Source organism: Streptomyces sp. NPDC019224 (assembly GCF_040632605.1).
Classification (GTDB): domain Bacteria; phylum Actinomycetota; class Actinomycetes; order Streptomycetales; family Streptomycetaceae; genus Streptomyces.
This window is the reverse complement of sequence record NZ_JBEYCF010000046.1, coordinates 35,700-57,463: the sequence shown is the minus strand read 5'-3', so window position 1 is coordinate 57,463 and position 21,764 is coordinate 35,700. Positions and strand designations below refer to the sequence as shown.

Below are 21,764 nucleotides of genomic sequence, written 5' to 3'. Positions count from 1 at the left end.
GGCCGTTCCGTTCATCCCGGAGGCACACGGGACGCGAGATGTGCGTGAGGCCCATTCAGACACGCCCCCGGGTCGTGCGCCGGGAGATGTGGCGGGCGTCGAGACCGGACAGGCCGCGCACCGCCACGTACGCCTTCTCGTGGCCGGGCAGCGAGACCCGGCCGCGCAGCACCGCCTCGGGATCGCGCTCGATGCGGTCGAGGAGCCTGCGGTAGATGCCGGCCATCGCCGCCACGCAGGCCCCGCTGCGGCGGTCGAGCATCGGCAGCAGCCGGTACCCCTCGGCGAACAGGGCGCGGGCGCGCCGGACCTCGAAGTGGACGAGGCCCGCGAAGTCGGAGCCGGGCGGCGGGGCGGCGCGGTGGAAGCCCGCGGAGCAGCCGAACTTGGCGAGGTCGTCGGCGGGCAGATAGGTGCGGCCGTTGCCCGCGTCCTCGCGGACGTCGCGCAGGATGTTCGTCAACTGGAGGGCGAGGCCGAGCGTGTCCGCGTACTCGGCGGCGCGCTCGGCGCCGGGTGCGCCCGGCTCCGTGCCGAAGACACCGAGGCTGAGGCGGCCGATGGCGCCCGCGACGCACCGGCAGTAGACCTTGAGGTCGTCCCAGGTCTCGTAGGCCGCGCCGCGCACGTCCATCAGCACACCGTCGATGAGTTCGTCGAGCCCTTCGAGCGGCAGCGGGAACCTGCGGGCGGCGTCGGCGAGCGCGACGGCCACCGGGTCGGTGTCGTCCTCTTCGACCGCGCCGGCGCGGACCCGGTCGAGCAGGGTGCGGGTGCTCTCCAGGCGGATGCGCTTGGTCTCCGGCTCCAGTTCGCCGTCCCCGATGTCGTCGACGCGACGGGAGAAGGCGTACAGGGCCGACATGGCCTGCCGCTTCTCGGCCGGCAGCAGCCTGATGCCGTACGCGAAGTTACGCGCCTGCTGTCCGGTGACGGCCTCGCAGTAACTGTACGCCGCCTGTACCGGTGCCGACATGTACGTCGTCTGTCCCTCCACGGTCCGGCTCACCCCTCTCTACGCGCTTTTCGCAAGACAACTCCCACTTCGCGCAGCAGGCTGGGCTTGGTGGGTCCGGGTGGTCCGGGCAGTACGTCGAATCCGGCGCCCGCGATCGCGGTGAGGGCGGCGCGTCCTCCTCCCACGAATCCGGCGAGAAGCAGTCTGAGCCTGCCGTGGACGCTACCCACCAGAGGGGTTCCTTCATTCAGCAGATCCCGGGCGCGTTCCGCTTCGTACGCGATCAGGGAGCGCACCGACGCGTTCGCGGAGGGCGCCGCGAGGTCCGCCTCGCCGACGTGGAACCGGGCCATGTCCTCGGCCGGCAGATAGACGCGGTCGCGGCCGAGGTCCTCGGCGACGTCCTGGAGGTGCTCGATGATCTGCAGTGCGGTGCACACGGCGTCGGAGCGGCGCAGCCGTTCGGGGCTCGCGGTCCCGGTGAGCTGGAGGACCAGGCGGCCGACGGGGTTGGCGGACAGCTCGCAGTAGGCGAGCAGTTCCTCGTACGTGCCGTAGCGGCGGACCTTCTGGTCCTGCCGGTTGGCCTCGATGAGGCCGAGGAAGGGTTCCGGGGTGAGCGCGCGGCGGCGGGCGGTGGGGCGCAGCGCCCGGAGCAGCGGGTGGCGCGGAGTCCCGCCGGTGGTGGCGAAGACGCGGCGCAGGTCGCTCTCCAGCGCGTCGAGCATCGCGAGCCGGTCGTCCCCCTGGGCCGGGTCGAGGCCGAGGTGCGTGGCGTCGGCGCCGCCGGGGGCGAGGTCGCCGTCGCCGATGTCGTCGACGAGCCGGGCGAAGCCGTAGACGGCCATCAGATCGTCGCGCCAGGCGCGCGGCAGGAAGAAGGGGGCGACCGGAAAGTTCTCGTCGGCCGCCTTGTCGAGGGTTCCGGATGCGGCGGTATCAAGCCGCGCCTGCCGGGTACGGGTCACTGCGGACCGCCCTGCGCGGGGACGGCGTGAGCACCTCGGAGCTGGAGATCTTCCGTCATAGCCGTCACATCTCCCGTTCTACACTGCTGACCCAAAACATCCCATTCCGGACACGCCGCCCACCCTCCCGAGTGCCGAGGACGGCTCCGGGCCGTCCACCCAGGCGGTATCGCCCCACTTGCGGCGAATCAGCACCGGTACAGCTTACGTTGTACGACTGCCACTCGAACGCGGGGGTCCGAGCCGTGCGGCACCGGCCCCGTGGTCCGCGTCAACTTTCCACCCACCGGGCCGCGTTCACGTCATCCGGCGGTAGGAGATCGCGCCGGACGCCGTACGACGAGGCGTGGATGCCCCGCCTCCGGTCCACCGCCCGGACATGGCGCGGCCCCCGCCGGAAAGGGTCCGGCGGGGGCCGCCCGGGGCGTGACGCGGGTGTGTCCTACTTGCCGGTCTCGCGCTCGTAGGCCCGCAGTACCTCTTCGGTCGGGCCGTCCATGAGCAACTCGCCCTTCTCCAGCCACAGCACCCGGTTGCAGGTGTCCCTGATCGACTTGTTGCTGTGGCTCACCAGGAAGACCGTCCCGGCCTCCTTGCGCAGTTCCCTGATCCGCGCCTCGGAGCGGATCTGGAACTTGCGGTCACCGGTCGCCAGCGCCTCGTCGATCATGAGCACGTCGTGGTTCTTGGCGGCGGCGATGGAGAAGCGGAGCCGGGCGGCCATGCCGGAGGAGTACGTGCGCATGGGCAGGGTGATGAAGTCGCCCTTCTCGTTGATGCCGGAGAAGTCGACGATCTCGTCGTAGCGCTCGCGGATCTCCTCCCGGCTCATCCCCATCGCGAGGCCGCCGAGCACGACGTTGCGCTCACCGGTCAGGTCGCTCATCAGCGCGGCGTTGACGCCGAGCAGCGAGGGCTGGCCGTCCGTGTAGACGCTGCCGCTCTCGGTCGGCAGGAGGCCGGCGATGGCGCGGAGCAGCGTCGACTTGCCGGAGCCGTTCGTGCCGATGAGCCCGATCGCCTCGCCGCGGTAGGCGGTGAAGGTGACGCCGCGCACGGCGTGCACCTTGCGCACCCCGCGCTCCTCGCGCTTGTCGCGGCGCAGGATCCGGCTCAGTGCCGCGGTGGCGCTGCCCTTGCCACCGCCGCCGCCGTTGACCCGGTACACGATGTGCACGTCGTCGGCGATCACGGTGGGGACGCGCCCCGCGGTGTTGTCGTCAGCCACGGCCGTACCGTTCCTCTGCCTTCCAGAAGTACACGAAGCCCACGATGCCCACCACGACCGACCAGACGAGGGCGACCGCCCAGACGTGGTCGGGCAGGTTCTCGGAGCCGTATCCGTCGATCAGGGCGAACCTGACCAGGTCCATGTAGACGGCCGCCGGGTTGTACTGGAGCACGTCGGTGATCCAGGCCGGCTTGTCCGCGAGCATCACCGGGATGGAGAACATGACCCCGGACGCGTACATCCAGGTGCGCATGACGAACGGCATCAGCTGGGCCAGGTCGGGGGTCTTCGCCCCCATCCTCGCCATGGCGAGCGCCAGTCCGGTGTTGAAGAAGAACTGCATGGCCAGGGCGGGGATCACCAGCAGCCACGACAGCCGGGGGTAGCTGCCGAATCCGACCGTGACCGCGATCAGCACGATCATCGAGTACAGCAGCTGCTGGAGCTGCTGGAGCGAGAAGGAGATCGGCAGCGACGCCCGTGGGAAGTGCAGCGCCCTGACCAGACCGAGGTTCCCGGAGATGGCCCGTACGCCGGCCATCACGGAGCTCTGGGTGAAGGTGAAGACGAACACCCCGGTCACCAGGAACGGGATGAACACCTCCTGCGGTATGCCCTTCTTCGTGCCGAGGATCAGCCCGAAGATGAGGAAGTAGACCGCGGCGTTCAGGAGCGGGGTCGCCACCTGCCACAGCTGGCCCAGCTTCGCCTGGCTGTACTGGGCGGTCAGCTTGGCCCGGGAGAACGCCAGGATGAAATGGCGTCGCCCCTGGAGCTGGCGCACGTACTCGAGGAGTCCGGGCCGGGCACCACTGACCGCAAGGCCGTACTTCGCGGCCAGCTCGGCCGCGCTCAGGCCGTCGTCGGCTGATGGCGGGCCGCCCAGCAGGGCCGCACCACCATGGGTTGTGTCACTCACCAGAAGAAACTCTCGTATTCGAAATGCGCAGCCGGTCGCGGGCGCGGCTCAGGGCGGACAGGTCCTGACAAGAAAAATACGACTCATGCTCCCAGAGGCGAGCCTCTCAGATCACCGGCGGGCGGCCCAGCCTGGTCAAGCGCCACACGGTACGCCACTTCATCGGGCGGCGCGGTCCGCACGGCGTCCGCCAGCCCTCCCGGAAGCCGCCGAACCATGCCTTCAGCGCCTCGCCGGACGGCCTGCGCAGCAGGGTCAGCAGCATCCACACCCCGAGGTACACCGGGACGAGGGGGGCGGGGAGGTTGCGCCGGGCCAGCCAGACCCGGTTGCGTGCCACCATGCGGTGGTAGACGGCATGGCGGGACGGGGCCGTGGTGGGGTGGTGCAGCACCATGTCCGCGCGGTAGTCGATCAGCCAGCCGGCGTCCAGCGCCCGCCAGGCCAGGTCGGTCTCCTCGTGCGCGTAGAAGAAGTCGCCCGGCAGCGGACCGACCTCGGCAAGGACCCTGGTGCGCACCGCGTTGGCACCGCCCAGGAACGTCGTCACCCGCGACGAGCGCATCGGGTCGGCGGCCCGCAGCCGCGGCACGTGCCGGCGCTGGGTGACACCGGTCTCGGGGTCCGCGATGCGGAAGCTGATGATGCCGAGCCGGGGGTCCTCGGCGAACGCCTTCCGGCACAGCTCCGCGGTGTCGGTGAGGGGCAGCAGCCCGTCGTCGTCGAGGAAGAGCAGGGCGTCCACGTCGGCGCCGGAGGGCCCGAAGGCCTCGATGCCGACGTTCCGGCCGCCGGGAATGCCCAGGTTCTCGGGCAGCTCGACGATCCGGACGCCCGCGGGGACGTCGGGGACGGGCGAGCCGTTGCCGACGACGACCACCTCGATCCGGTCGCCCTCCTGGGCGGCGACCGAATCGAGCAGGGCCCGCAGTTCGGCCGGGCGGTTGCCCATGGTGATGATGACCGCGCCGAGTTTCATGGGTGTACTCACTTCAGCCTGCTCGATGCCAGGACCGACACGAGGTGCAGCAGGGTCTGCAGCAGGGCGATGCCGGCCAGGACCGCGACCGCGAGCCGACTGAAGAAGAAGTCGTCCCGCACCTCGTCGAGGACGGCCGCGACCAGGATGACCAGCGACGCCTCGACGCACAGGATGAGCCGGTGGAACTTGAGCGCACCGGCGGCCCGGCGGGCGAGCGCCATGCCGGAGGAGCGCGGCTCGGACGCGGACTCCTTGACCGGCGGCAGGCCGCCCTGGTGACGGGCGACGCCGACCAGGTCCGTCTCGGCCTTGATCAGGATCGCGCCGAGCGCGGCGAGCGTGCCGAGGAAGGCCCACAGCCAGTCGATGCGGCCGGTGCCCCACAGGTCGGCGGCGCGCAGACCGAAGCCGACGAGCACGGCCGCGTCGCACAGGTAGGCGCCGACCCGGTCCAGGTAGACGCCGCCGAGCGAGAACTGCTTCTTCCAGCGCGCGATCTCGCCGTCCACGCAGTCGAGCAGCAGGTACAGCTGGACCATGACGACGCCGAGCACCGCGCCCCAGATGCCCGGCACGAGCAGTGCCGGGGCGGCGAGCACACCGGCGAGGGTCATCAGATAGGTCAGCTGGTTGGGCGTGACCTTGGTGTTCACCAGGTACCGGTCGATGCGCAGGGAGATCTCGCGCATGTATATCCGGCCCGCCCAGTGTTCACCGCTGCGCCGGTCCTTGACGCCCGGCGGGTGAACGACCGGGCGGAGTTCAGCTACTGATGGTCTTGGCATAGTCGGCGTACGCGTCCCTGATCTGGTCGGTGGAAAGGCTGAGGTGTTCCAGGACCGTGAAGCGCCCCGGTCGGGTCTGGGGGGCGTACTCGACGGCCTGGACGAACTCGTCGGCGGTGAAGCCGATCTCCTCGGGCGTGACCGGCAGGCCGTGCCTGCGCAGCACCTCGGCGAAGAGGCCGGACTCGTCCACGGCTCCGCGCAGGTGCATGGCGAAGGCGGCGCCGAGGCCGACCTGCTCGCCGTGGCTTGCGGCCCGCTTCGGGAAGAGCAGGTCGAAGGCGTGGCTGATCTCGTGGCAGGCCCCGGACGAGGGCCGGGTGTCGCCGCTGATCGAGATGGCGATGCCGGAGAGCACCAGCGACTCGGCGAGGACGGTGAGGAACTCGTCGTCGGCGACCGTGCCGGGGTGGCGCAGGACGGCCTCGCCGGCGGTACGGGCCATGGCTGCGGCGAGGCCGTCGATCTGCTCGCCGTTGGCCTGGTGCGAGAGCTCCCAGTCGGCGATGGCGGAGATGTTGGAGATCGCGTCCCCGATGCCGGACCGTACGAAGCGGTCGGGGGCGGCGCGGATCACCGACAGGTCGATCACCATGGCGATGGGCATGGGGACGCCGTAGGAGCCCCGGCCGTTGTCGTTGTCCAGGGTGGCGACGGGCGAGCAGAGGCCGTCGTGCGCGAGGTTCGTGGCGACCGAGACCAGCGGCAGGCCGACCCGGGCCGCGGCGTACTTCGCCACGTCGATGATCTTGCCGCCGCCGAGGCCGACCACGGCGTCGTAGCGCTTGCCCTTGATGTCGTCGGCCAGCTGCACCGCGGCGTCGATGCTGCCGCCCGCGACGCAGTACCAGTCGGCGCCCGGCAGGGCCGGTGCCAGCTTCTCGCGCAGGGCCTGCCCCGAGCCGCCGCTGATCGCGATGGCGAGCTTGCCGGAGGCGGAGATCCGCTGGTCGGCGAGGAGGCCGGCCAGGTCGTGCATGGCGCCCCGGCTGATGTCGACGAAGACCGGGGAGGGGATGAGTCGGGTCAGTACCGGCACGCGATCCCCCTCCCCTTGGCGAGGTCGTCGTGGTTGTCGATCTCGACCCAGCTCACGTCCCCGATGGGGGCGACGTCGACGGTGAAGCCCCGGTCGACGAGCTCCTGGTAGCCGTCCTCGTAGTAGAGGTCCGGGTCGCGCTCGAAGGTGGCCTTCAGCGCGTCGGCCAGCTCCTCGGCGGCCTCGGCCTCGATGAGGGTGACGCCGATGTACTCGCCGGTGGCCTCGGACGGGTCCATCAGCTTGGTGATCCGGCGCACGCCCTTGCCGTCCTCGGCGACGACCTTCATCTCCTCGTCGGCGAGGTTCTTCACCGTGTCGAGAGCGAGGATGATCTTCTTGCCGTCGCCGCGCGCGTCCAGCAGGGTGCGCTCGACGGAGACCGGGTGGACGGTGTCGCCGTTGGCGAGGAGCACGCCGCGTTTCAGCACGTCACGGGCGCACCACAGGGAGTAGGCGTTGTTCCACTCCTCGGCCTTGTCGTTGTCGACGAGGGTGAGCCTCAGGCCGTACGTCGCCTCCAGCTCCTCCTTGCGGGCGTGGACGGCCTCCTTGCGGTAGCCGACGACGATCGCGACCTCGGTGAGCCCGATCTCGGCGAAGTTGGCCAGCGTGAGGTCGAGGATCGTCCGGTCGCCGTCCACCGGCACGAGCGCCTTGGGCAGCGTGTCGGTGTAGGGGCGCAGGCGCCGTCCTGCGCCGGCTGCCAGTACGAGGCCGATCATGCGGGTTCTCCTTCGTCGTGGACGGCGGGCGCCCCGGAGGACACCCAGAAGCGGATGGACTCCACCAGCACGACCAGCGCGACGGCCACTGCGAGGACGGTGAGGGCCGTGGTGAAGCCGGAGGCTCCGGTGAGAGCGGCGGCGAGCACGGCCACGACCAGGGTCCGGCCCTCGTGTCCGCCGATCGTGCGCACCAGCCACCGGGGCGGGGCGCCGGTGCCGCCTCGGATGCGGTACACCGTGTCGTAGTGATGGTAGGCGACGGCCGAGACCAGTCCGAAAGCCGCGGGGAGCGCCCCGTCGATGTCGCTGCGGGCGGCCAGGATCAGGACCGTGCAGTACTCGGCGGCCCGGAAGACGGGCGGCAGGAGCCAGTCGAGGGCGCCCTTGAGGGGGCGGGCCACGGCGAGGCCCGAGCAGATGGCGTAGAAGGCGGCGGCGATGATCGTCTGTCGGCTGCCGAAGGGCTGCTGGAGCGCGGCGGCGATCAGTGCGCCGGCGCCCACGAGGGCGATCACCGGGGCGGTCCGGGCGCCGCGGATACGCGGGCCGCGGGCGGCGACGAGCTCGGCGAGCGGGCCGGAGTCCGCGAGGTCGGCGAGGGCCCGGGCGGCGCGGTCGGTGCGCCGGGCCTTGCGGGTCAGCGAGCGCAGGAGGCGGCCGGCGGTGGTGTAGCAGGCGGCGAAGGCGCAGCCGATCAGCAGGGCGTAGAAGACGATGCGCGGGGTGGTGAGCGCGGTGAGTACGGCGATCATCGCCCAGCGCTCGCCGATCGGGAGCACGATCATCCGCCGCAGCCAGACCGTCCAGCCGACGCTGTCGAGCTTGTCGGAGAGGGCGGCCGTGGGGCTGGAGTTCGCCACCGCGTCGTGGTTGGCCTCGTTGAACGAGAAGTCGATCACATGGCGGCAGGACTGGAGGACCATCGCGCCGAGTGCCAGCGCCCAGACGTCGTCGCCGCCGCGCGCAGCGCCGAGGGCGAGGCCCGCGTAGTAGGCGTACTCCTTGGCGCGGTCGAAGGTGGCGTCCAGCCAGGCGCCCATCGTGGAGTACTGGAGGGAGTAGCGGGCGAGCTGTCCGTCGGTGCAGTCCAGGACGAAGGAGAGCAGGAGCAGGATGCCCGCCGCGACGTAGCCGCCGCGGGTGCCGGTGGCCGCGCAGCCGGCCGCTATCAGCGCGGTGAGCAGGGACGCGGTGGTGACCTGGTTCGGCGTGAGGCCCCGGCGCGCGCACCAGCGGGCGATGTAGCGCGAGTACGGGCTGATGAAGTGGGTGGTGAAGAAGCCGTCGCGGGCCTTCACCGCGCTGCGCAGCCGGACCGCCTCGTCGTCCACGGCCTCGACGTCCGAGCGGGCGGCGGCGCGGCCGGTCTCGTCGGTGGGCACGGTGGCGACGAGCGAGCCGAGCTCGGGGCGCTGCACGGCGGTGCCCTGGGCCTCCATGGCCGCGGCGAGCCTGCCGGGCACGGTCCGGTCGGTGACCGCGGCGGTGCCGCCCGCGGGCACTCCGGCGCCGACCGCGTCGGTCGTGGCGCGCAGGGCGCCGACCAGGGCGGGGCGTGCCTCGGCCTGCGCGGTGAGGGCGCCGGGCACAGCCGCCGCGGGGAAGCGGGGGTCGGTCAGGGCGAGCCGGAGGGCGTGGCGGTGGCCGACGAAGCGGGGGTCGACGAGGGCGACCCGGTGGCCCGCCGGGACGGCCGACAGCAGTGCGGCCGCTTCGGTGACGTCGGCGGCTGCGCGGACGTCGAAGCCCAGCGACCGCAGATCGTCCTCCAGCGACGATCCGGGCAGCGGAGCACCTGTGAGAATGGCGGTCGACAGACGAACTCACTCCTTGGGTGCTGACACGGATCGGCACGCGACAGTGCGGCCCGAAGCGGCCGGCGGCATGTCGGCAGAGGCTATCGGATGAACGGAAGCGCGAGTTCACTGCCCGTTTGTGCTCCGTTCCGGGCGGAGCCGGATCGTGCGCGCCACCCGCGATCATCATCGTCGATGGCCGCCTCGCCTGACAAAAAAGCCGGGGCGACGCTCTCGTCGCCGACCGGCCCCCGTATCGCGGCACGGCTCTCACTCGCACTCGTTTCCGCAGGTCAGGGCTAATGACAACGGTGTTCGACGCCGTGTTGCCCCATACCCCCCACCCGTAGTTGACTGGCAGGGGCCGGCCCGGGGAAGCCCGGGCCCGCGAGACGACCGGGAGGCGTCCCCATGGGGGCAGGGCACGATCACGGACATGCGCACGGCGTACCGGCCGGCACGGCGGCCGCCGCGCACAAGGGACGGCTGCGCATCGCGCTGTGCATCACGCTGGCCGTGACGGTCATGGAGATCGTCGGGGGTGTGCTGTCCGGCTCCCTCGCACTGATCGCCGACGCGGCCCACATGGCCACCGACGCCCTGGGGCTCGGGCTGGCGCTGCTGGCGATCCACTTCGCCAACCGACCGGCCGGCCCGAACCGCACCTTCGGCTACGCCCGGGCGGAGATCCTGGCGGCGCTCGCCAACTGCTGCCTGCTCCTCGGGGTGGGCGGCTATCTCCTCTTCGAGGCGGTGGAGCGCTTCATCGATCCGGCCGAGACCCGGGGCGGGCTCACGATCGCCTTCGCCCTGGCGGGTCTGGTCGCGAACACGGTGTCGCTGGCGCTGCTGACGCGCGGGCAGGAGGACAGCCTCAATGTGCGCGGCGCCTATCTGGAGGTGCTGGCGGACACGCTGGGCTCGGTGACGGTGCTGATCTCGGCGGGCATCGTCATGGCGACCGGCTGGCAGGCGGCGGACCCGATCGCCTCGCTGGTCATCGGCCTCATGATCGTGCCGCGCACGGTGCGGCTGCTGCGCGAGACGCTGAACGTCCTCCTGGAGGCGGCGCCGCCGGGCGTTGACATGGGCGAGGTGCGCGACCACATCACGGCGCTGCCCGGGGTGCTGGACGTCCACGACCTGCACGCGTGGACGATCACCTCGGGCATGCCGGTGCTCTCCGCCCATGTGGTGGTGCAGCAGGACCTGCTCGACTCGATCGGTCACGAGAAGCTGCTCCACGAGCTCCAGGGCTGCCTCGGCGACCACTTCGACGTCGCGCACTGCACCTTCCAGCTGGAGCCGAGCGGCCACGCCGAGCACGAGACGAGGCTCTGCCGCTGACGCCGCGGGGCGCGGAGCCCAGGTGTAGGGTTTCGCGGATGTGCACGAACCGGCCCGCCGGAGGACCCCCGCGTTGACCGACATCACCTGGACCGTCCGCCCCGAGGCGGCCGCCGACATCCCCGCCGTGCACGCCGTGAACGCCGCCGCGTTCCCGACGGAGGCGGAGGCCGGTCTCGTGGACGCGCTGCGCGGCGATCCGTCGGCCTGGCTGCCGGGCCTCTCGTACGTCGCCGAGTCGCCCGACGGGGCCGTCGCCGCCTTCGCCCTGCTGACCCGGTGCCGGGTCGGCGGCGCGGCCGCGCTGGCCCTGGCTCCCGTGGCCACCGCGCCGGAGCACCAGCGCCGGGGAGCGGGCTCGGCCGTGGTGCGGGCCGCGCTCGACGCCGCCCGGGAGCGGGGGGAGCGGCTGGTACTGGTGCTCGGCCATCCCGAGTACTACCCGAGGTTCGGTTTCGTACCGGCCTCGCGCTACGGAATCCGGCCGTCCTTCGACGTCCCGGACGAGGCGATGATGGCGCTGCCGCTCGATGATTCCGCGCCCGTCCCGCTGGGCACGATTGAGTATCCGGCGGCGTTCGGGGTCTGACGTGCCGGTCGGGGGCCGGGCGGACATACCCGGAACCGAAGTACGGACAAGCCGCTTTTGTACGGCAGACTTGAGCAGACTCGACGGGACCGGCGCACGGGGCCGGGACCACAGCGAAGGATGGGTATGCCGACCACACCAGTCACCGCGGCGAACACCTCGTCGAACGGCACAGCGGACGCGATCATGCTCGAACTGGTCGACGAGAACGGCACCACCATCGGCACGGCGGAGAAGCTCGCCGCCCACCAGGCGCCCGGACAGCTGCACCGCGCGTTCTCCGTGTTCCTCTTCGACGAGCAGGGCCGGCTGCTGCTGCAGCAGCGCGCCCTGGGCAAGTACCACTCCCCCGGTGTCTGGTCCAACACGTGCTGCGGCCACCCCTACCCGGGCGAGGCGCCCTTCGCCGCCGCCGCCCGGCGTACGTACGAGGAGCTGGGCGTCTCGCCCTCCCTGCTGGCCGAGGCCGGCACCGTCCGCTACAACCACCCGGACCCGGCGTCGGGCCTGGTGGAGCAGGAGTTCAACCACCTCTTCGTGGGTCTGGCGCAGGAGCGGCTGCGGCCCGATCCGGAGGAGGTCGGCGGGACGGCCTTCGTGACGGCGGCGGAGCTGGCCGAGCGGCACGCCCGGGAGCCGTTCTCGGCGTGGTTCATGACCGTGCTGGACGCCGCGCGGCCCGCGGTCCGCGAGCTGACCGGGGACGCCGCCGGCTGGTAGGGACGTACGCGGGCGGCGGGGTTCAGAGGGCGGTGCCGCTGAGCGGCAGGGCCGCCCAGATGACCTTGCCGCCGCCCGCGGTGTGCTCGACGTCGCACGTGCCGCCCGCTTCCCGGGTGATCTCGCGGACCAGCAGCAGGCCCCGTCCGCCGGTCTGCGCGTAGTCGGTCTCCAGCGCCGTGGGGCGGTAGGGGTGGTTGTCCTCGACGGACACCCTGACCCATTGCTCACCCACGGCCACCTCGACGGCGAGCTCGGGCGAGAGCAGCGCCGCATGCTTCACGGCGTTGGTGACCAGCTCGGAGACGATGAGCAGCAGCCCCTGGGTGATGTCGTCGTCGATCGGCACGTTCTGGCGCTTCAGCAGATCGCGTACGGCGTGCCTGGCCCGGGGTACGGAGACGTCCGTGGCCGGGGCGGTGAACCGCCAGACCCCTTCGTACGGCACGGGCCGGGCGGGGACACTCCCGCGGCTCTCCATAGTCCGGTACCCGCTCTCCACTCGAAGTGACTTCACATCGAGTACAGGGTGGCGGTCGAGGTTGCCCCGGTCCGTACTACTGAACACAAGTCGACTCCTATTGACCGAACTCGACTTCATTCACACGGGAGTGTCATTTTTCGGACTGCTTCTGACTGTCCTCGGTGAGCGGGTCCGCCTCTTCTCCCTTGTTCCCTCCTGACGCCATCTGTTCGGAGACCATCGAGACGATCCGTCTGCCGCCGATGCCGAGGGCGACGAGCCCGAGCCCGTCGAAGAGCAGGGCCAGCGAGAAGAAGCAGCCGAGTACGTAGAGACTGCTGTGCGGCCAGTCGAAGAGGACGAGCAGGCCGAGGAGCAGCCCGAAGGCGCCCTGGAGCAGCATCAGGCCGAACTGCGGTCCGCGCACCACGACGCTGCCGACGAGCCGGAAGACCCCGCCGGTCAGGAAGAGCAGCGCCGCGAACATGGTCAGCGCCTCGGCGGTCCCGTGCGGGTGGCGGATGACGACGATCCCGGCGGCGATGTTCAGCGCGGCGACCACCACGCCCAGCCAGAAGTAGTCGGTGCCGCGCGACTGGACGGCGTGCACCAGTCCGACCAGGCCGCCGACGAGAAGCAGCCAGCCGAACAGGATCATCGAGGTGAGCGTCGCCACGCCGGTGTAGACGAGGCCGACCAGGCCGGCGACGACGAGCAGAATGCCGAGCAGGGCCAGACCGCCGAAACTGCGGTTGAGCTTCCTGCCTTCGCGTTCGGGACCGGCCACGTGGGGCTCCTCGGGGTGCGTGCCTGCTTCGCGACCCCTTCTTGATCATAGGTTCGAACAGCACGGATAGCATCCGGCCATGGACCGTACGGAACCCCGGCTGGAGCACGCCGTCGCCGACGGCGTCGCCACCGTCGTCATCAGCAACCCCGCCAAGCGCAACGCGATGACGGCCGCCATGTGGCAGGCGCTGCCGGTGCTGCTGGAGAAGCTGGCCGCCGATCCCTCGGTGGGCGCCCTGGTCCTGACGGGCGCGGGCGACACCTTCTGCGCGGGTGCGGACATCTCCTCGCTCCGGGATCCCGGGCCCGATCCGCAGGCACTGGCCGTGGCGGCCGAGGAGGCGCTGGCCGCGTTCCCGCTGCCGACGCTCGCCGCGGTGCGCGGCTACTGCGTGGGCGGCGGGAGCCAGCTCGCCGCCGCCTGCGATCTGCGCTTCGCGGCGGAAGGGGCGCTGTTCGGGGTCACCCCGGCCAAGCTGGGGATCGTCTACCCCGCGTCGTCCACCCGCCGGCTGGTCGCCCTGACGGGGCCCGCGACGGCCAAGCACCTGCTGTTCTCCGGCGAGCTGATCGACACGGAGCGGGCGTTGCGGACCGGTCTGGTGGACGAGGTGCTGCCGGCCGGCGCGCTGGACGAGCGGGTCGGCGCGTATGTACGGACGCTGGTGTCCCGGTCCCGGCTGACACAGGCGGCGGCCAAGGAGTTCGCGGCCGGGCGCGAGGACCGGGCCGGGCACTGGGCCGGGCAGGCGCGGCGCGGCGGCGACACCGCGGAGGGTGTCGCCGCCTTCCTGGAACGCCGTACGCCCCGCTTCACCTGGCGGGCCGGGAGGCCCGCCGGAGGCTGAGCCCCGGCGTCGCCGACTGCGGCACAGCTCACGCACGGCGAGGGCTTCCTGGCCGTACCGACCAGTCGGTAACGTGCTGGGCATGAGTACTCTCCCGCCCCGCGCCGGACGGCGTTGCCACAACGCCCTGAACCCGCTGCACTCCTCGCTCTACTTCTCCCCCGACCTCGGCAAGGAGCTCGGGGGGATCGGGATCTGCGACCCCTCCGCCGCCTACTTCGCCACCCGCGCGGCCGCGATGGGCGCGGTCGGCGCCGACACCGTGACCGCGACCTTCTACAACTTCAACCCCGCCCTGGTGGCCCGGCACGTCCCCGCCGTCTGGGAGATCGCCTCGCCCGCGAAGGTCCTGGACGCCCGGCTGCGCGCCGCCGACGCGACGCTGCGCCGGCTGCTCGGTGAGGAGGTCATCGCCTCCCCCGAGATAGCCGAGGCCGCGCGGCTCGCCCTGCGCGCCACGGAGGGCTGCACCCGGCACGCCCGGCCGCTGTACGCCGCACACGCCGGTCTGCCGGTTCCGGACGAACCGCACCTGGCGTACTGGCACGCGGCGACCCTGCTGCGCGAGCACCGGGGGGACGCGCACCTCGCCGCGCTCCTCTCCGCCGGTCTCGACCCGGTCGAGGCCCTGGTCAGCCACACCGCCACGGGCAAGGGCATGGCGATCGGCTGGCTCCTGGCCAGCCGTGGCTGGCGGCGCGCCGACTGGGAGGACGCGTCGGAGCGGCTGCGCGGGCGCGGGCTCCTCACGGCGGAGGGCGGGCTGACCGAGGAGGGCGCCGAGCTGCGCAAGGAGCTGGAGGAGGCCACGGACCGCATGGACCTGGGCCCGTACGAGCACCTGGGCGGACCGGGGGTGGCCCGGCTGACGGAACTGGGGCGGGGCTTCCTCGCGACGGCGGCCGCGGCGGGCGCCTTCCCGGCGAGCGCGACGGGCTGACCCGCGAAAACCGGAAGACCGCTCCCTGGGGTGGCCGGGCGACACGGTGGCCGGCCACCCGGCAGAATGCAGGGCGTGTGACTCCGGGCCCGTCCCAGCGGCGGCCCGGGGCCCGACCAGCACAGCCAGCAGGAGAAGGCGAGTCGGTAGAACCGTGACGACGTCCATCGAAGGCAGGATCGCCGAGGAGCTCGGCGTACGCGAGCGGCAGGTGAAGGCGGCCGTCGAGCTGCTCGACGGCGGGTCGACCGTGCCGTTCATCGCGCGCTACCGCAAGGAAGCGACCGAGATGCTCGACGACGCGCAGCTGCGCACGCTCGAGGAACGGCTGCGGTATCTGCGGGAGCTGGAGGAGCGCCGGAGGGCGGTCCTCGAATCCGTACGGGAGCAGGGCAAGCTCGACGAGGCGCTGGAGGCGCGGATCCGGGCGGCCGACACGAAGGCACGCCTGGAGGACATCTACCTCCCGTTCAAACCGAAGCGGCGGACGAAGGCGCAGATCGCCCGGGAGGCCGGCCTCGAACCGCTCGCCTCCGGCCTGCTCGACGACCCCTCGGTGGACCCGCTCGCCGCCGCGGCGGCCTTCGTCGACGCGGACAAGGGCGTCGCGGACGCGGCGGCTGCCCTGGAGGGCGCCCGCGCCATCCTCACCGAGCGCTTCTCGGAGGACCCCGACCTGATCGGCGAGCTGCGCGAGCGCATGTGGACGCGCGGGCGGCTGGTGGCCCGGGTGCGGGACGGCAAGGAGGAGGCGGGCGCCAAGTTCGCGGACTACTTCGACTTCGCCGAGCCGTTCACCGCGCTGCCCTCGCACCGGGTGCTGGCGATGCTCCGGGGCGAGAAGGAGGACGTGCTCGACCTGGTCCTGGAGCCGGAGGAACCGTCCCAGGAGCCCGGCCCGTCCAGTTACGAGAACATGGTCGCCCGGCGCTTCGGCGTCAACGACCGGGGGCGCCCCGGCGACAAGTGGCTGGCCGACACGGTGCGGTGGGCCTGGCGGACCCGGATCCTGGTGCACCTCGGCATCGACCTGCGGCTGCGGCTGCGTACGGCGGCGGAGGACGAGGCGGTACGCGTCTTCGCGTCGAACCTGCGCGACCTGCTGCTCGCCGCGCCGGCCGGGACTCGGGCCACACTGGGGCTCGACCCCGGTTTCCGTACCGGTGTGAAGGTCGCCGTCGTGGACGCGACCGGCAAGGTCGTCGCCACCGACGTCATCCACCCGCACGTGCCGGCCAACAAGTGGGACCAGTCGCTGGCCACGCTGGAGCGGCTGGCCCGGGAACACCACGTCGACCTGATCGCCATCGGCAACGGCACGGCGTCCCGCGAGACGGACAAGCTCGCCGCCGAGCTGTGCGCGAAGCACCCGGAGCTGAAGCTCACCAAGGTGATGGTCTCGGAGGCCGGCGCCTCCGTGTACTCGGCGTCGGCCTTCGCCTCGCAGGAACTCCCCGACATGGACGTGTCGTTGCGCGGCGCCGTCTCGATCGCGCGCCGGCTCCAGGACCCGCTGGCCGAGCTGGTGAAGATCGACCCGAAGTCGATCGGGGTCGGGCAGTACCAGCACGATCTGTCCGAGGTGAAGCTCTCGCGGTCGCTGGACGCGGTCGTCGAGGACTGCGTGAACGGCGTCGGCGTCGACGTCAACACCGCCTCCGCGCCGCTGCTCTCCCGGGTCTCCGGCATCGGCACGGGGCTCGCCGAGAACATCGTGGCGCACCGCGACGCCAACGGCCCGTTCCGCTCCCGCAAGAGCCTGAAGGACGTGGCCCGGCTGGGCCCGAAGGCGTACGAGCAGTGCGCGGGCTTCCTGCGCATCCGGGGCGACGACCCGCTCGACGCGTCCAGCGTGCACCCGGAGGCGTACCCGGTGGTGCGGGCGATGGTGAAGAAGACGGGCGGGGATGTCGCCGCGCTGATCGGCAACACGGATGTCCTGCGGTCGTTGCGGGCGGACGACTTCGTGTCCGAGAAGTTCGGGCTGCCGACGGTCACCGACATCCTGAGGGAGCTGGAGAAGCCGGGGCGCGACCCGCGACCCGCCTTCAGGACCGCCACCTTCAAGGAGGGCGTCGAGAAGATCGGCGACCTGGCGGCCGGAATGGTGCTGGAGGGCGTCGTGACGAACGTCGCCGCGTTCGGGGCGTTCGTGGACGTCGGTGTGCATCAGGACGGGCTCGTGCATGTGTCCGCGATGTCGCGGTCCTTCGTGAAGGACCCGCGGGATGTCGTGAAGCCGGGCGACGTGGTCCGGGTGAAGGTGATGGAGGTCGACATTCCGCGTAAGCGGATCTCGCTGTCGTTGCGGTTGGACGACGAGGTGGGGGGCGGTGCGGCTCCGGCCGGCGGCCGGGGCGGCGGTGCGGGTGCGCCCCGGGCGGGGGCTCGCGGTGCGGGTGGCGCCGAGCGTGGTGGACGGCCGCCCCGGCCCCGGCAGGGGGGTGGCGGCGGTGGCCGGCCGGCGCCCGCCGCGACTCCGGCGAACGGGGCCATGGCCGATGCGTTGCGGCGGGCGGGGTTGTTGAAGGGGGACGGGGGGCGGTAGTCCCCCGGGGCGGGGGCTGGGTGGTGCGTCCGCGGCGGGCCTTGTCCCCTCCCCGCCCCTTCCCGGAACCGGAGCGCCGCCCCGGCCCCGCGCCGCAGACGCCGACGGGGCCGGCCCTCCCCGGGCCGCCGCCCCGGGCCCCGCGCCTCAGAGGCCGGCGGGGCTGGAGGGGGTGGCGGGGCTGGAGGGGTCCGCAGGGGTGGGTCTCATGCGCCGGGGCCGAGTGCGAGGCCGTCCGCGACCACTCGGCCCTCGTGCAGCACCGTCCGGTCCCCGCTGCGGTCCATCACCGCTGAGCTCACCGTTTCGCCCTCCACCAGCAGCAGGTCCGCCCTCGCGCCCACCGTCACGCCGGGACGGTCCTTCGTGGACTTCAGGCGCGGCGGGCCGGCCTGGAGGATGGAGGCGCCGCCCATCGTCGCCACGGCCACGCAGTGTTCGATCAGGTCGTCCGCGCGGTAGCCGTTCGTGAAGGCCAGTTGCCAGGTGCGGTCCAGCATGTCGCCGTTGCCGTACGGGGACCAGAAGTCGCGCTGGCCGTCCTCGCCGAGGCCCACCCGGACGCCGGCGGCCGTCAGATCGGCCAGCGGGAGCGCGTGGTGACGGGCCGGGGCGATCGTGGCCATCGCGATGTCCAGCTCGGCGAACTCCTCGATCAGCCGGCGCGTCGTCGCCTCGCCGACCGAACCCAGGTCGTAGGCGTGCGAGATGGTCACCTGGCCGGCCATGTCCAGGGCGCGCACCCGCTCCAGGATCAGGTCGACGCTGAACACCCCGAGGGCGCCCGGCTCGTGGAGGTGGATGTCGACCGGGGCCCGGTGGCGCTCCGCGAGGCCGAAGACGATGTCCAGGTGGCGTACGGGGTCGCGGTCCAGGGTGCACGGGTCGATGCCGCCGACGACGGCGGCGCCCGAGGACAGGGCCCGCTCCATCAGCTCCGGCACCCCCTTCTCCCGGAGCAGGCCGGCCTGCGGGAACGCCATGATCTCGACCTCGCACCGCCCGGCGTGCGCCTCCTTGGCCGCGAGGACGCCCTCGAACCGCTCAAGGCCGCAGTCCGCGTCGATCTGCGCGTAGCTGCGGACGCGGGTGGTGCCGCGCTCGATCATGCGGGCCAGGGTGTACGTGGCCCGCTGGGAGACGTCCCACTCGTCCTCGCGCCAGTGCTCGCGGTCGTTCATCATCATGCCCCAGACCCCGGGGGCGCCCGTGTGGGGGCGGAAGGGCAGGCCCATGCGGGTGGAGTCCAGGTGGCAGTGGACGTCCGAGAAGGACGGCAGGGCGAGCCGTCCCCGGCCGGCCACGGTGTCGCCCGTGGCGGCGCGGGCCGGGTCGTGCGGGGCGATCGCGGTGATCACCCCGTCCTCGACGGTGAGGTCGCTGGGCTCCCCGCCCCACGGACGGACGTCTGTGATCAGCATGCGGCGCATCTCCTCGATGGGTGTGTGGTGTGGCTGTGCCCGGTGCGGTTACGCGGTCACTCGGCCGGGAGCACTCCGGTCAGAGCGGTCAGGGACGGGCCCCTCCCCCGTTCGATGTGCGCGTACGCGAGAGCCGCGGCCAGGTCCGGCTTGCCCGCGTGGATCGCGGCGCAGATGTCCTGGTGCTCCGTGCACTGGACGCGCGGGTCCCGCCCCCCGGTGAGGGTGAACAGCCACTGCACCAGGCCGAGCGAGGGCTGCAGCGCGTCCTGGAGCAGCCGGTTCCCGGTCATCGCCACGATCTCCGCGTGCAGGGCGGTGTTGGCCGCCGGGATCTCCTCGGCGGCGCCCCGGCGCGTGGCGTCCTCGGCCGCCGCCATCAGGGCCCGCAGCCGCTCCCCGTCGCCCCCGGCCGCGCACGCCTCGGCGGCCCTGCGGGCGGCGAACACCTCGAGGCTGAGACGGAGGTCGAAGAGTTCGGCGACGTCCCGCAGCGAGAGGTCCCGCACGGAGGCGCCCCGGCGCGGGGACATGACGACCAGGCCCTCGCCGGTCAGCCGGGTGAGCGCCTCGCGGACCGGGATGCGCGAGTAGCCCAGGCTCTCGGAGAGCTCGCGTTCGCGCAGCCGTGAGCCCGGCGGGTACGCACCGGACAGGATGCCCGCACGGATCGTCCGCTCGGCGTGGTCGGCGTGCGAGGCACCGGGGCCACTCGCTTCGGTCATGGTGCGCTCTCCTCGATCGGGCCGGAAGGCCGGGGGCCCGAACAAGGCGACCGTAGCACTTGGTATGCCAAGTGCTACGGCCACGCGCACCGTATGCCGTTTATATGCGAAAGATCCGTGGAGGAGAGTCGAAGCTCAGCTATTTGGCATACCAAAGCGGGGCGGTCCTCAGACCTCCGTCACCCGGCCCTCCGCCACCCCGATGCGGCGCGTCGTGCGGACCGCCTCCAGCATCCGGCGGTCGTGCGTCACCAGGAGCAGGGTGCCGGTGTAGGAGTCGAGCGCCGATTCCAGCTGTTCGATCGCCGGCAGGTCCAGGTGGTTCGTGGGCTCGTCCAGCACCAGGAGGTTGACGCCCCTGCCCTGGAGGAGGGCGAGCGCCGCCCGGGTGCGCTCCCCCGGCGAGAGGGTGGTCGCCGGGCGCATGACGTGCTCGGCGCGCAGCCCGAACTTGGCGAGCAGCGTGCGGACGTCGGCGGGCTCCGTATCGGGGACCGCCGCGCAGAACGCCTCCAGCAGCGTCTCCGAGCCGTGGAAGAGCTTGCGCGCCTGGTCCACCTCGCCGACGACCACGCCGGACCCCAGGGTCGCGTTCCCCGAGTCCAGCGGGAGGCGGCCGAGCAGCGCGGCCAGCAGGGTCGACTTGCCGGAGCCGTTGGCACCCGTGATGGCGACCCGGTCCGCCCAGTCGATCTGGAGCGAGGCCGGGCCGAACACGAAGTCGCCGCGCACGACGCGGGCCTCGCGCAGGGTGGCGACGACCGAGCCGGAGCGGGGCGCGGAGGCGATCTCCATGCGCAGCTCCCACTCCTTGCGCGGCTCGTCCACCACGTCGAGCCGTTCGATCATGCGCTGCGTCTGACGGGCCTTCGCGGCCTGCTTCTCGCTGGACTCGCTGCGGAACTTGCGGCCGATCTTGTCGGAGTCGGTGGCCTTGCGGCGGGCGTTCTTGACGCCCTTGTCCATCCAGGAGCGCTGCATCAGGGCGCGGCTCTCCAGCGCCGAGCGCTTGTCGGCGTACTCCTCGAACTCCTCGCGGGCGTGGCGCCGGGCGCGTTCGCGCTCCTCCAGGTAGGCCGCGTAGCCACCGCCGTACAGGTTGATCTGCTGCTGGGCCAGGTCGAGTTCGAGGACCTTGGTGACCGTGCGCATCAGGAATTCACGGTCGTGGCTGATGAGGACGGTGCCGGAGCGCAGCCCGGAGACGTACTTCTCCAGGCGTTCCAGGCCGTCCAGGTCGAGGTCGTTGGTGGGTTCGTCGAGCAGGAAGACGTCGTAGCGCGACAGCAGGAGGGAGGCGAGTCCGGCGCGGGCCGCCTGGCCGCCGGAGAGGGCGGTCATCGGCAGGTCGAGGCCGACGGTCAGGCCGAGTTCGGCGGCGGTCTCCTCGGCCCGCTCGTCCAGGTCCGCGCCGCCGAGGGCGAGCCAGCGCTCCAGGGACTCGGAGTACGCGTCGTCCGCGCCGGGCGCGCCGTCGACCAGGGCCTGGGTGGCGGCGTCCATGGCGGTCTGGGCCTCGGCGACGCCCGTGCGGCGGGCCAGGAACTCCCGTACGGTCTCGCCGGGGCGCCGCTCGGGCTCCTGGGGCAGGTGGCCGACGGTGGCGGTGGGCGGGGAGAGCCGGAGCTCGCCCTCCTCCGGCTGGTCGAGCCCGGCGAGCAGCCGGAGCAGCGACGATTTTCCGGCGCCGTTGACTCCGACGAGACCGATCACGTCCCCGGGGGCGACCACGAGGTCGAGCCCGGCGAAGAGCGTGCGGTCGCCGTGTCCGGCGGCGAGGTCCTTGGCGACGAGAGTGGCAGTCATCAGGATGCAGATCCTAATCGGCGCGGCGGGGGGCCCGAGGACGGGCCGGGGGCGGCCCGCGGGTGTGTGGGGCGGGGCCCGGAGGACGGGCCGGGGGCGGCCGTCGGCGGGGGGGGGGCGGCAGCCCCTTAGGGTCCCGGTCAGGTACGCGGACCGGGCGGC

Annotated in this window: 20 protein-coding genes; 6 read left to right on the top strand and 14 right to left on the bottom strand. The window is 72.3% G+C overall.

The genetic code is table 11. The annotated features are described in order from the left end of the window. Positions 1-55: 55 nt before the first annotated feature. From hpnD to ABZ564_RS25225, 9 genes are all read right to left on the bottom strand, one after another. Positions 56-976: a presqualene diphosphate synthase HpnD gene (hpnD, locus tag ABZ564_RS25265; RefSeq protein ID WP_360860733.1), complete on the bottom strand. Its 921-nt coding sequence runs from the start codon at positions 974-976 to the stop codon at positions 56-58. Between the two features lie 29 nt (positions 977-1,005). Continuing rightward, complete coding sequence (gene hpnC / locus ABZ564_RS25260; protein WP_360860731.1) at positions 1,006-1,926, bottom strand: squalene synthase HpnC; 921 nt, start codon at positions 1,924-1,926, stop codon at positions 1,006-1,008. Positions 1,927-2,368: 442 nt separating this feature from the next. Further along, positions 2,369-3,154 (bottom strand): ABC transporter ATP-binding protein, encoded by a 786-nt coding sequence (locus tag ABZ564_RS25255; RefSeq protein WP_360860729.1) that lies wholly within the window; start codon positions 3,152-3,154, stop codon positions 2,369-2,371. Next, on the bottom strand, positions 3,147-4,076 hold the full coding sequence (locus tag ABZ564_RS25250; protein ID WP_360860727.1) for an ABC transporter permease: 930 nt from the start codon (positions 4,074-4,076) through the stop codon (positions 3,147-3,149). Before ABZ564_RS25250 ends, ABZ564_RS25255 begins: the two co-directional genes overlap by 8 nt. Before the next feature lie 106 nt (positions 4,077-4,182). Further along, entirely contained in the window at positions 4,183-5,055 is an 873-nt protein-coding gene (locus tag ABZ564_RS25245; RefSeq protein ID WP_360860752.1) for a glycosyltransferase, read from the bottom strand. An 8-nt stretch (positions 5,056-5,063) separates the two neighbouring features. Further along, positions 5,064-5,843 carry a CDP-alcohol phosphatidyltransferase family protein gene (locus ABZ564_RS25240; RefSeq protein WP_360860725.1) on the bottom strand — a complete coding sequence of 260 codons (780 nt, stop codon included), beginning with the start codon at positions 5,841-5,843 and terminating at the stop codon, positions 5,064-5,066. Further along, positions 5,821-6,882 (bottom strand): iron-containing alcohol dehydrogenase family protein, encoded by a 1,062-nt coding sequence (locus ABZ564_RS25235; protein ID WP_360860723.1) that lies wholly within the window; start codon positions 6,880-6,882, stop codon positions 5,821-5,823. Before ABZ564_RS25235 ends, ABZ564_RS25240 begins: the two co-directional genes overlap by 23 nt. Continuing rightward, on the bottom strand, positions 6,870-7,607 hold the full coding sequence (locus tag ABZ564_RS25230) for a phosphocholine cytidylyltransferase family protein (RefSeq protein ID WP_360860721.1): 738 nt from the start codon (positions 7,605-7,607) through the stop codon (positions 6,870-6,872). Before ABZ564_RS25230 ends, ABZ564_RS25235 begins: the two co-directional genes overlap by 13 nt. Then, a complete protein-coding gene (locus tag ABZ564_RS25225) occupies positions 7,604-9,427 on the bottom strand; it encodes a DUF5941 domain-containing protein (RefSeq protein ID WP_360860750.1) in 1,824 nt (607 codons plus the stop codon). Before ABZ564_RS25225 ends, ABZ564_RS25230 begins: the two co-directional genes overlap by 4 nt. Before the next feature lie 390 nt (positions 9,428-9,817). On the opposite strand from ABZ564_RS25225, the gene ABZ564_RS25220 reads away from it, so the two are divergent. From ABZ564_RS25220 to idi, 3 genes are all read left to right on the top strand, one after another. Next, on the top strand, positions 9,818-10,753 hold the full coding sequence (locus tag ABZ564_RS25220; protein ID WP_360860719.1) for a cation diffusion facilitator family transporter: 936 nt from the start codon (positions 9,818-9,820) through the stop codon (positions 10,751-10,753). Positions 10,754-10,826: 73 nt separating this feature from the next. Continuing rightward, positions 10,827-11,342: an N-acetyltransferase gene (locus ABZ564_RS25215; RefSeq protein ID WP_360860717.1), complete on the top strand. Its 516-nt coding sequence runs from the start codon at positions 10,827-10,829 to the stop codon at positions 11,340-11,342. A 126-nt stretch (positions 11,343-11,468) separates the two neighbouring features. Further along, positions 11,469-12,062 (top strand): isopentenyl-diphosphate Delta-isomerase, encoded by a 594-nt coding sequence (gene idi, locus ABZ564_RS25210; RefSeq protein WP_360860715.1) that lies wholly within the window; start codon positions 11,469-11,471, stop codon positions 12,060-12,062. A gap of 22 nt (positions 12,063-12,084) precedes the next feature. Here the strand turns inward: idi and ABZ564_RS25205 are convergent, their stop codons facing one another. Together ABZ564_RS25205 and ABZ564_RS25200 are read right to left on the bottom strand one after the other, a co-directional pair. Continuing rightward, positions 12,085-12,543: an ATP-binding protein gene (locus tag ABZ564_RS25205; RefSeq protein WP_360860749.1), complete on the bottom strand. Its 459-nt coding sequence runs from the start codon at positions 12,541-12,543 to the stop codon at positions 12,085-12,087. A 133-nt stretch (positions 12,544-12,676) separates the two neighbouring features. Continuing rightward, the gene (locus ABZ564_RS25200) at positions 12,677-13,312 is read right to left on the bottom strand and encodes a DUF308 domain-containing protein (protein ID WP_360860713.1); all 636 of its coding nucleotides are present in this window, start codon (positions 13,310-13,312) and stop codon (positions 12,677-12,679) included. Positions 13,313-13,391: 79 nt separating this feature from the next. Here ABZ564_RS25200 and ABZ564_RS25195 point away from each other — a divergent pair, with 79 nt between their 5' ends. From ABZ564_RS25195 to ABZ564_RS25185, 3 genes are all read left to right on the top strand, one after another. Beyond that, complete coding sequence (locus tag ABZ564_RS25195; RefSeq protein WP_360860711.1) at positions 13,392-14,162, top strand: enoyl-CoA hydratase/isomerase family protein; 771 nt, start codon at positions 13,392-13,394, stop codon at positions 14,160-14,162. Positions 14,163-14,244: 82 nt separating this feature from the next. After that, positions 14,245-15,102 (top strand): hypothetical protein, encoded by an 858-nt coding sequence (locus ABZ564_RS25190; RefSeq protein WP_360860709.1) that lies wholly within the window; start codon positions 14,245-14,247, stop codon positions 15,100-15,102. A 154-nt stretch (positions 15,103-15,256) separates the two neighbouring features. Then, positions 15,257-17,650, top strand: coding sequence for a Tex family protein (locus ABZ564_RS25185; protein WP_360860706.1), 2,394 nt, complete (start codon positions 15,257-15,259; stop codon positions 17,648-17,650). Between the two features lie 206 nt (positions 17,651-17,856). Here the strand turns inward: ABZ564_RS25185 and ABZ564_RS25180 are convergent, their stop codons facing one another. The 3 genes from ABZ564_RS25180 to ABZ564_RS25170 form a co-directional block, all read right to left on the bottom strand. After that, the gene (locus tag ABZ564_RS25180; protein WP_360860703.1) at positions 17,857-19,071 is read right to left on the bottom strand and encodes an amidohydrolase; all 1,215 of its coding nucleotides are present in this window, start codon (positions 19,069-19,071) and stop codon (positions 17,857-17,859) included. Between the two features lie 56 nt (positions 19,072-19,127). Next, on the bottom strand, positions 19,128-19,796 hold the full coding sequence (locus ABZ564_RS25175) for a GntR family transcriptional regulator (RefSeq protein WP_360860700.1): 669 nt from the start codon (positions 19,794-19,796) through the stop codon (positions 19,128-19,130). Between the two features lie 168 nt (positions 19,797-19,964). Continuing rightward, positions 19,965-21,602 carry an ABC-F family ATP-binding cassette domain-containing protein gene (locus ABZ564_RS25170; protein WP_360860697.1) on the bottom strand — a complete coding sequence of 546 codons (1,638 nt, stop codon included), beginning with the start codon at positions 21,600-21,602 and terminating at the stop codon, positions 19,965-19,967. Between the last annotated feature and the right edge of the window lie 162 nt (positions 21,603-21,764).

Excerpts from the sequence above, each read along its gene's own strand:
- hpnD (WP_360860733.1), bottom strand. The coding sequence starts at position 976 with ATGTCGGCACCGGTACAGGCGGCGTACAGTTACTGCGAGGCCGTCACC.
- ABZ564_RS25245 (WP_360860752.1), bottom strand. The coding sequence starts at position 5,055 with ATGAAACTCGGCGCGGTCATCATCACCATGGGCAACCGCCCGGCCGAA.
- ABZ564_RS25240 (WP_360860725.1), bottom strand. The coding sequence starts at position 5,843 with ATGCCAAGACCATCAGTAGCTGAACTCCGCCCGGTCGTTCACCCGCCG.
- ABZ564_RS25230 (WP_360860721.1), bottom strand. The coding sequence starts at position 7,607 with ATGATCGGCCTCGTACTGGCAGCCGGCGCAGGACGGCGCCTGCGCCCC.
- ABZ564_RS25220 (WP_360860719.1), top strand. The coding sequence starts at position 9,818 with ATGGGGGCAGGGCACGATCACGGACATGCGCACGGCGTACCGGCCGGC.
- idi (WP_360860715.1), top strand. The coding sequence starts at position 11,469 with ATGCCGACCACACCAGTCACCGCGGCGAACACCTCGTCGAACGGCACA.
- ABZ564_RS25205 (WP_360860749.1), bottom strand. The coding sequence starts at position 12,543 with ATGGAGAGCCGCGGGAGTGTCCCCGCCCGGCCCGTGCCGTACGAAGGG.
- ABZ564_RS25195 (WP_360860711.1), top strand. The coding sequence starts at position 13,392 with ATGGACCGTACGGAACCCCGGCTGGAGCACGCCGTCGCCGACGGCGTC.
- ABZ564_RS25190 (WP_360860709.1), top strand. The coding sequence starts at position 14,245 with ATGAGTACTCTCCCGCCCCGCGCCGGACGGCGTTGCCACAACGCCCTG.
- ABZ564_RS25180 (WP_360860703.1), bottom strand. The coding sequence starts at position 19,071 with ATGCTGATCACAGACGTCCGTCCGTGGGGCGGGGAGCCCAGCGACCTC.
- ABZ564_RS25175 (WP_360860700.1), bottom strand. The coding sequence starts at position 19,796 with ATGACCGAAGCGAGTGGCCCCGGTGCCTCGCACGCCGACCACGCCGAG.
- ABZ564_RS25170 (WP_360860697.1), bottom strand. The coding sequence starts at position 21,602 with ATGACTGCCACTCTCGTCGCCAAGGACCTCGCCGCCGGACACGGCGAC.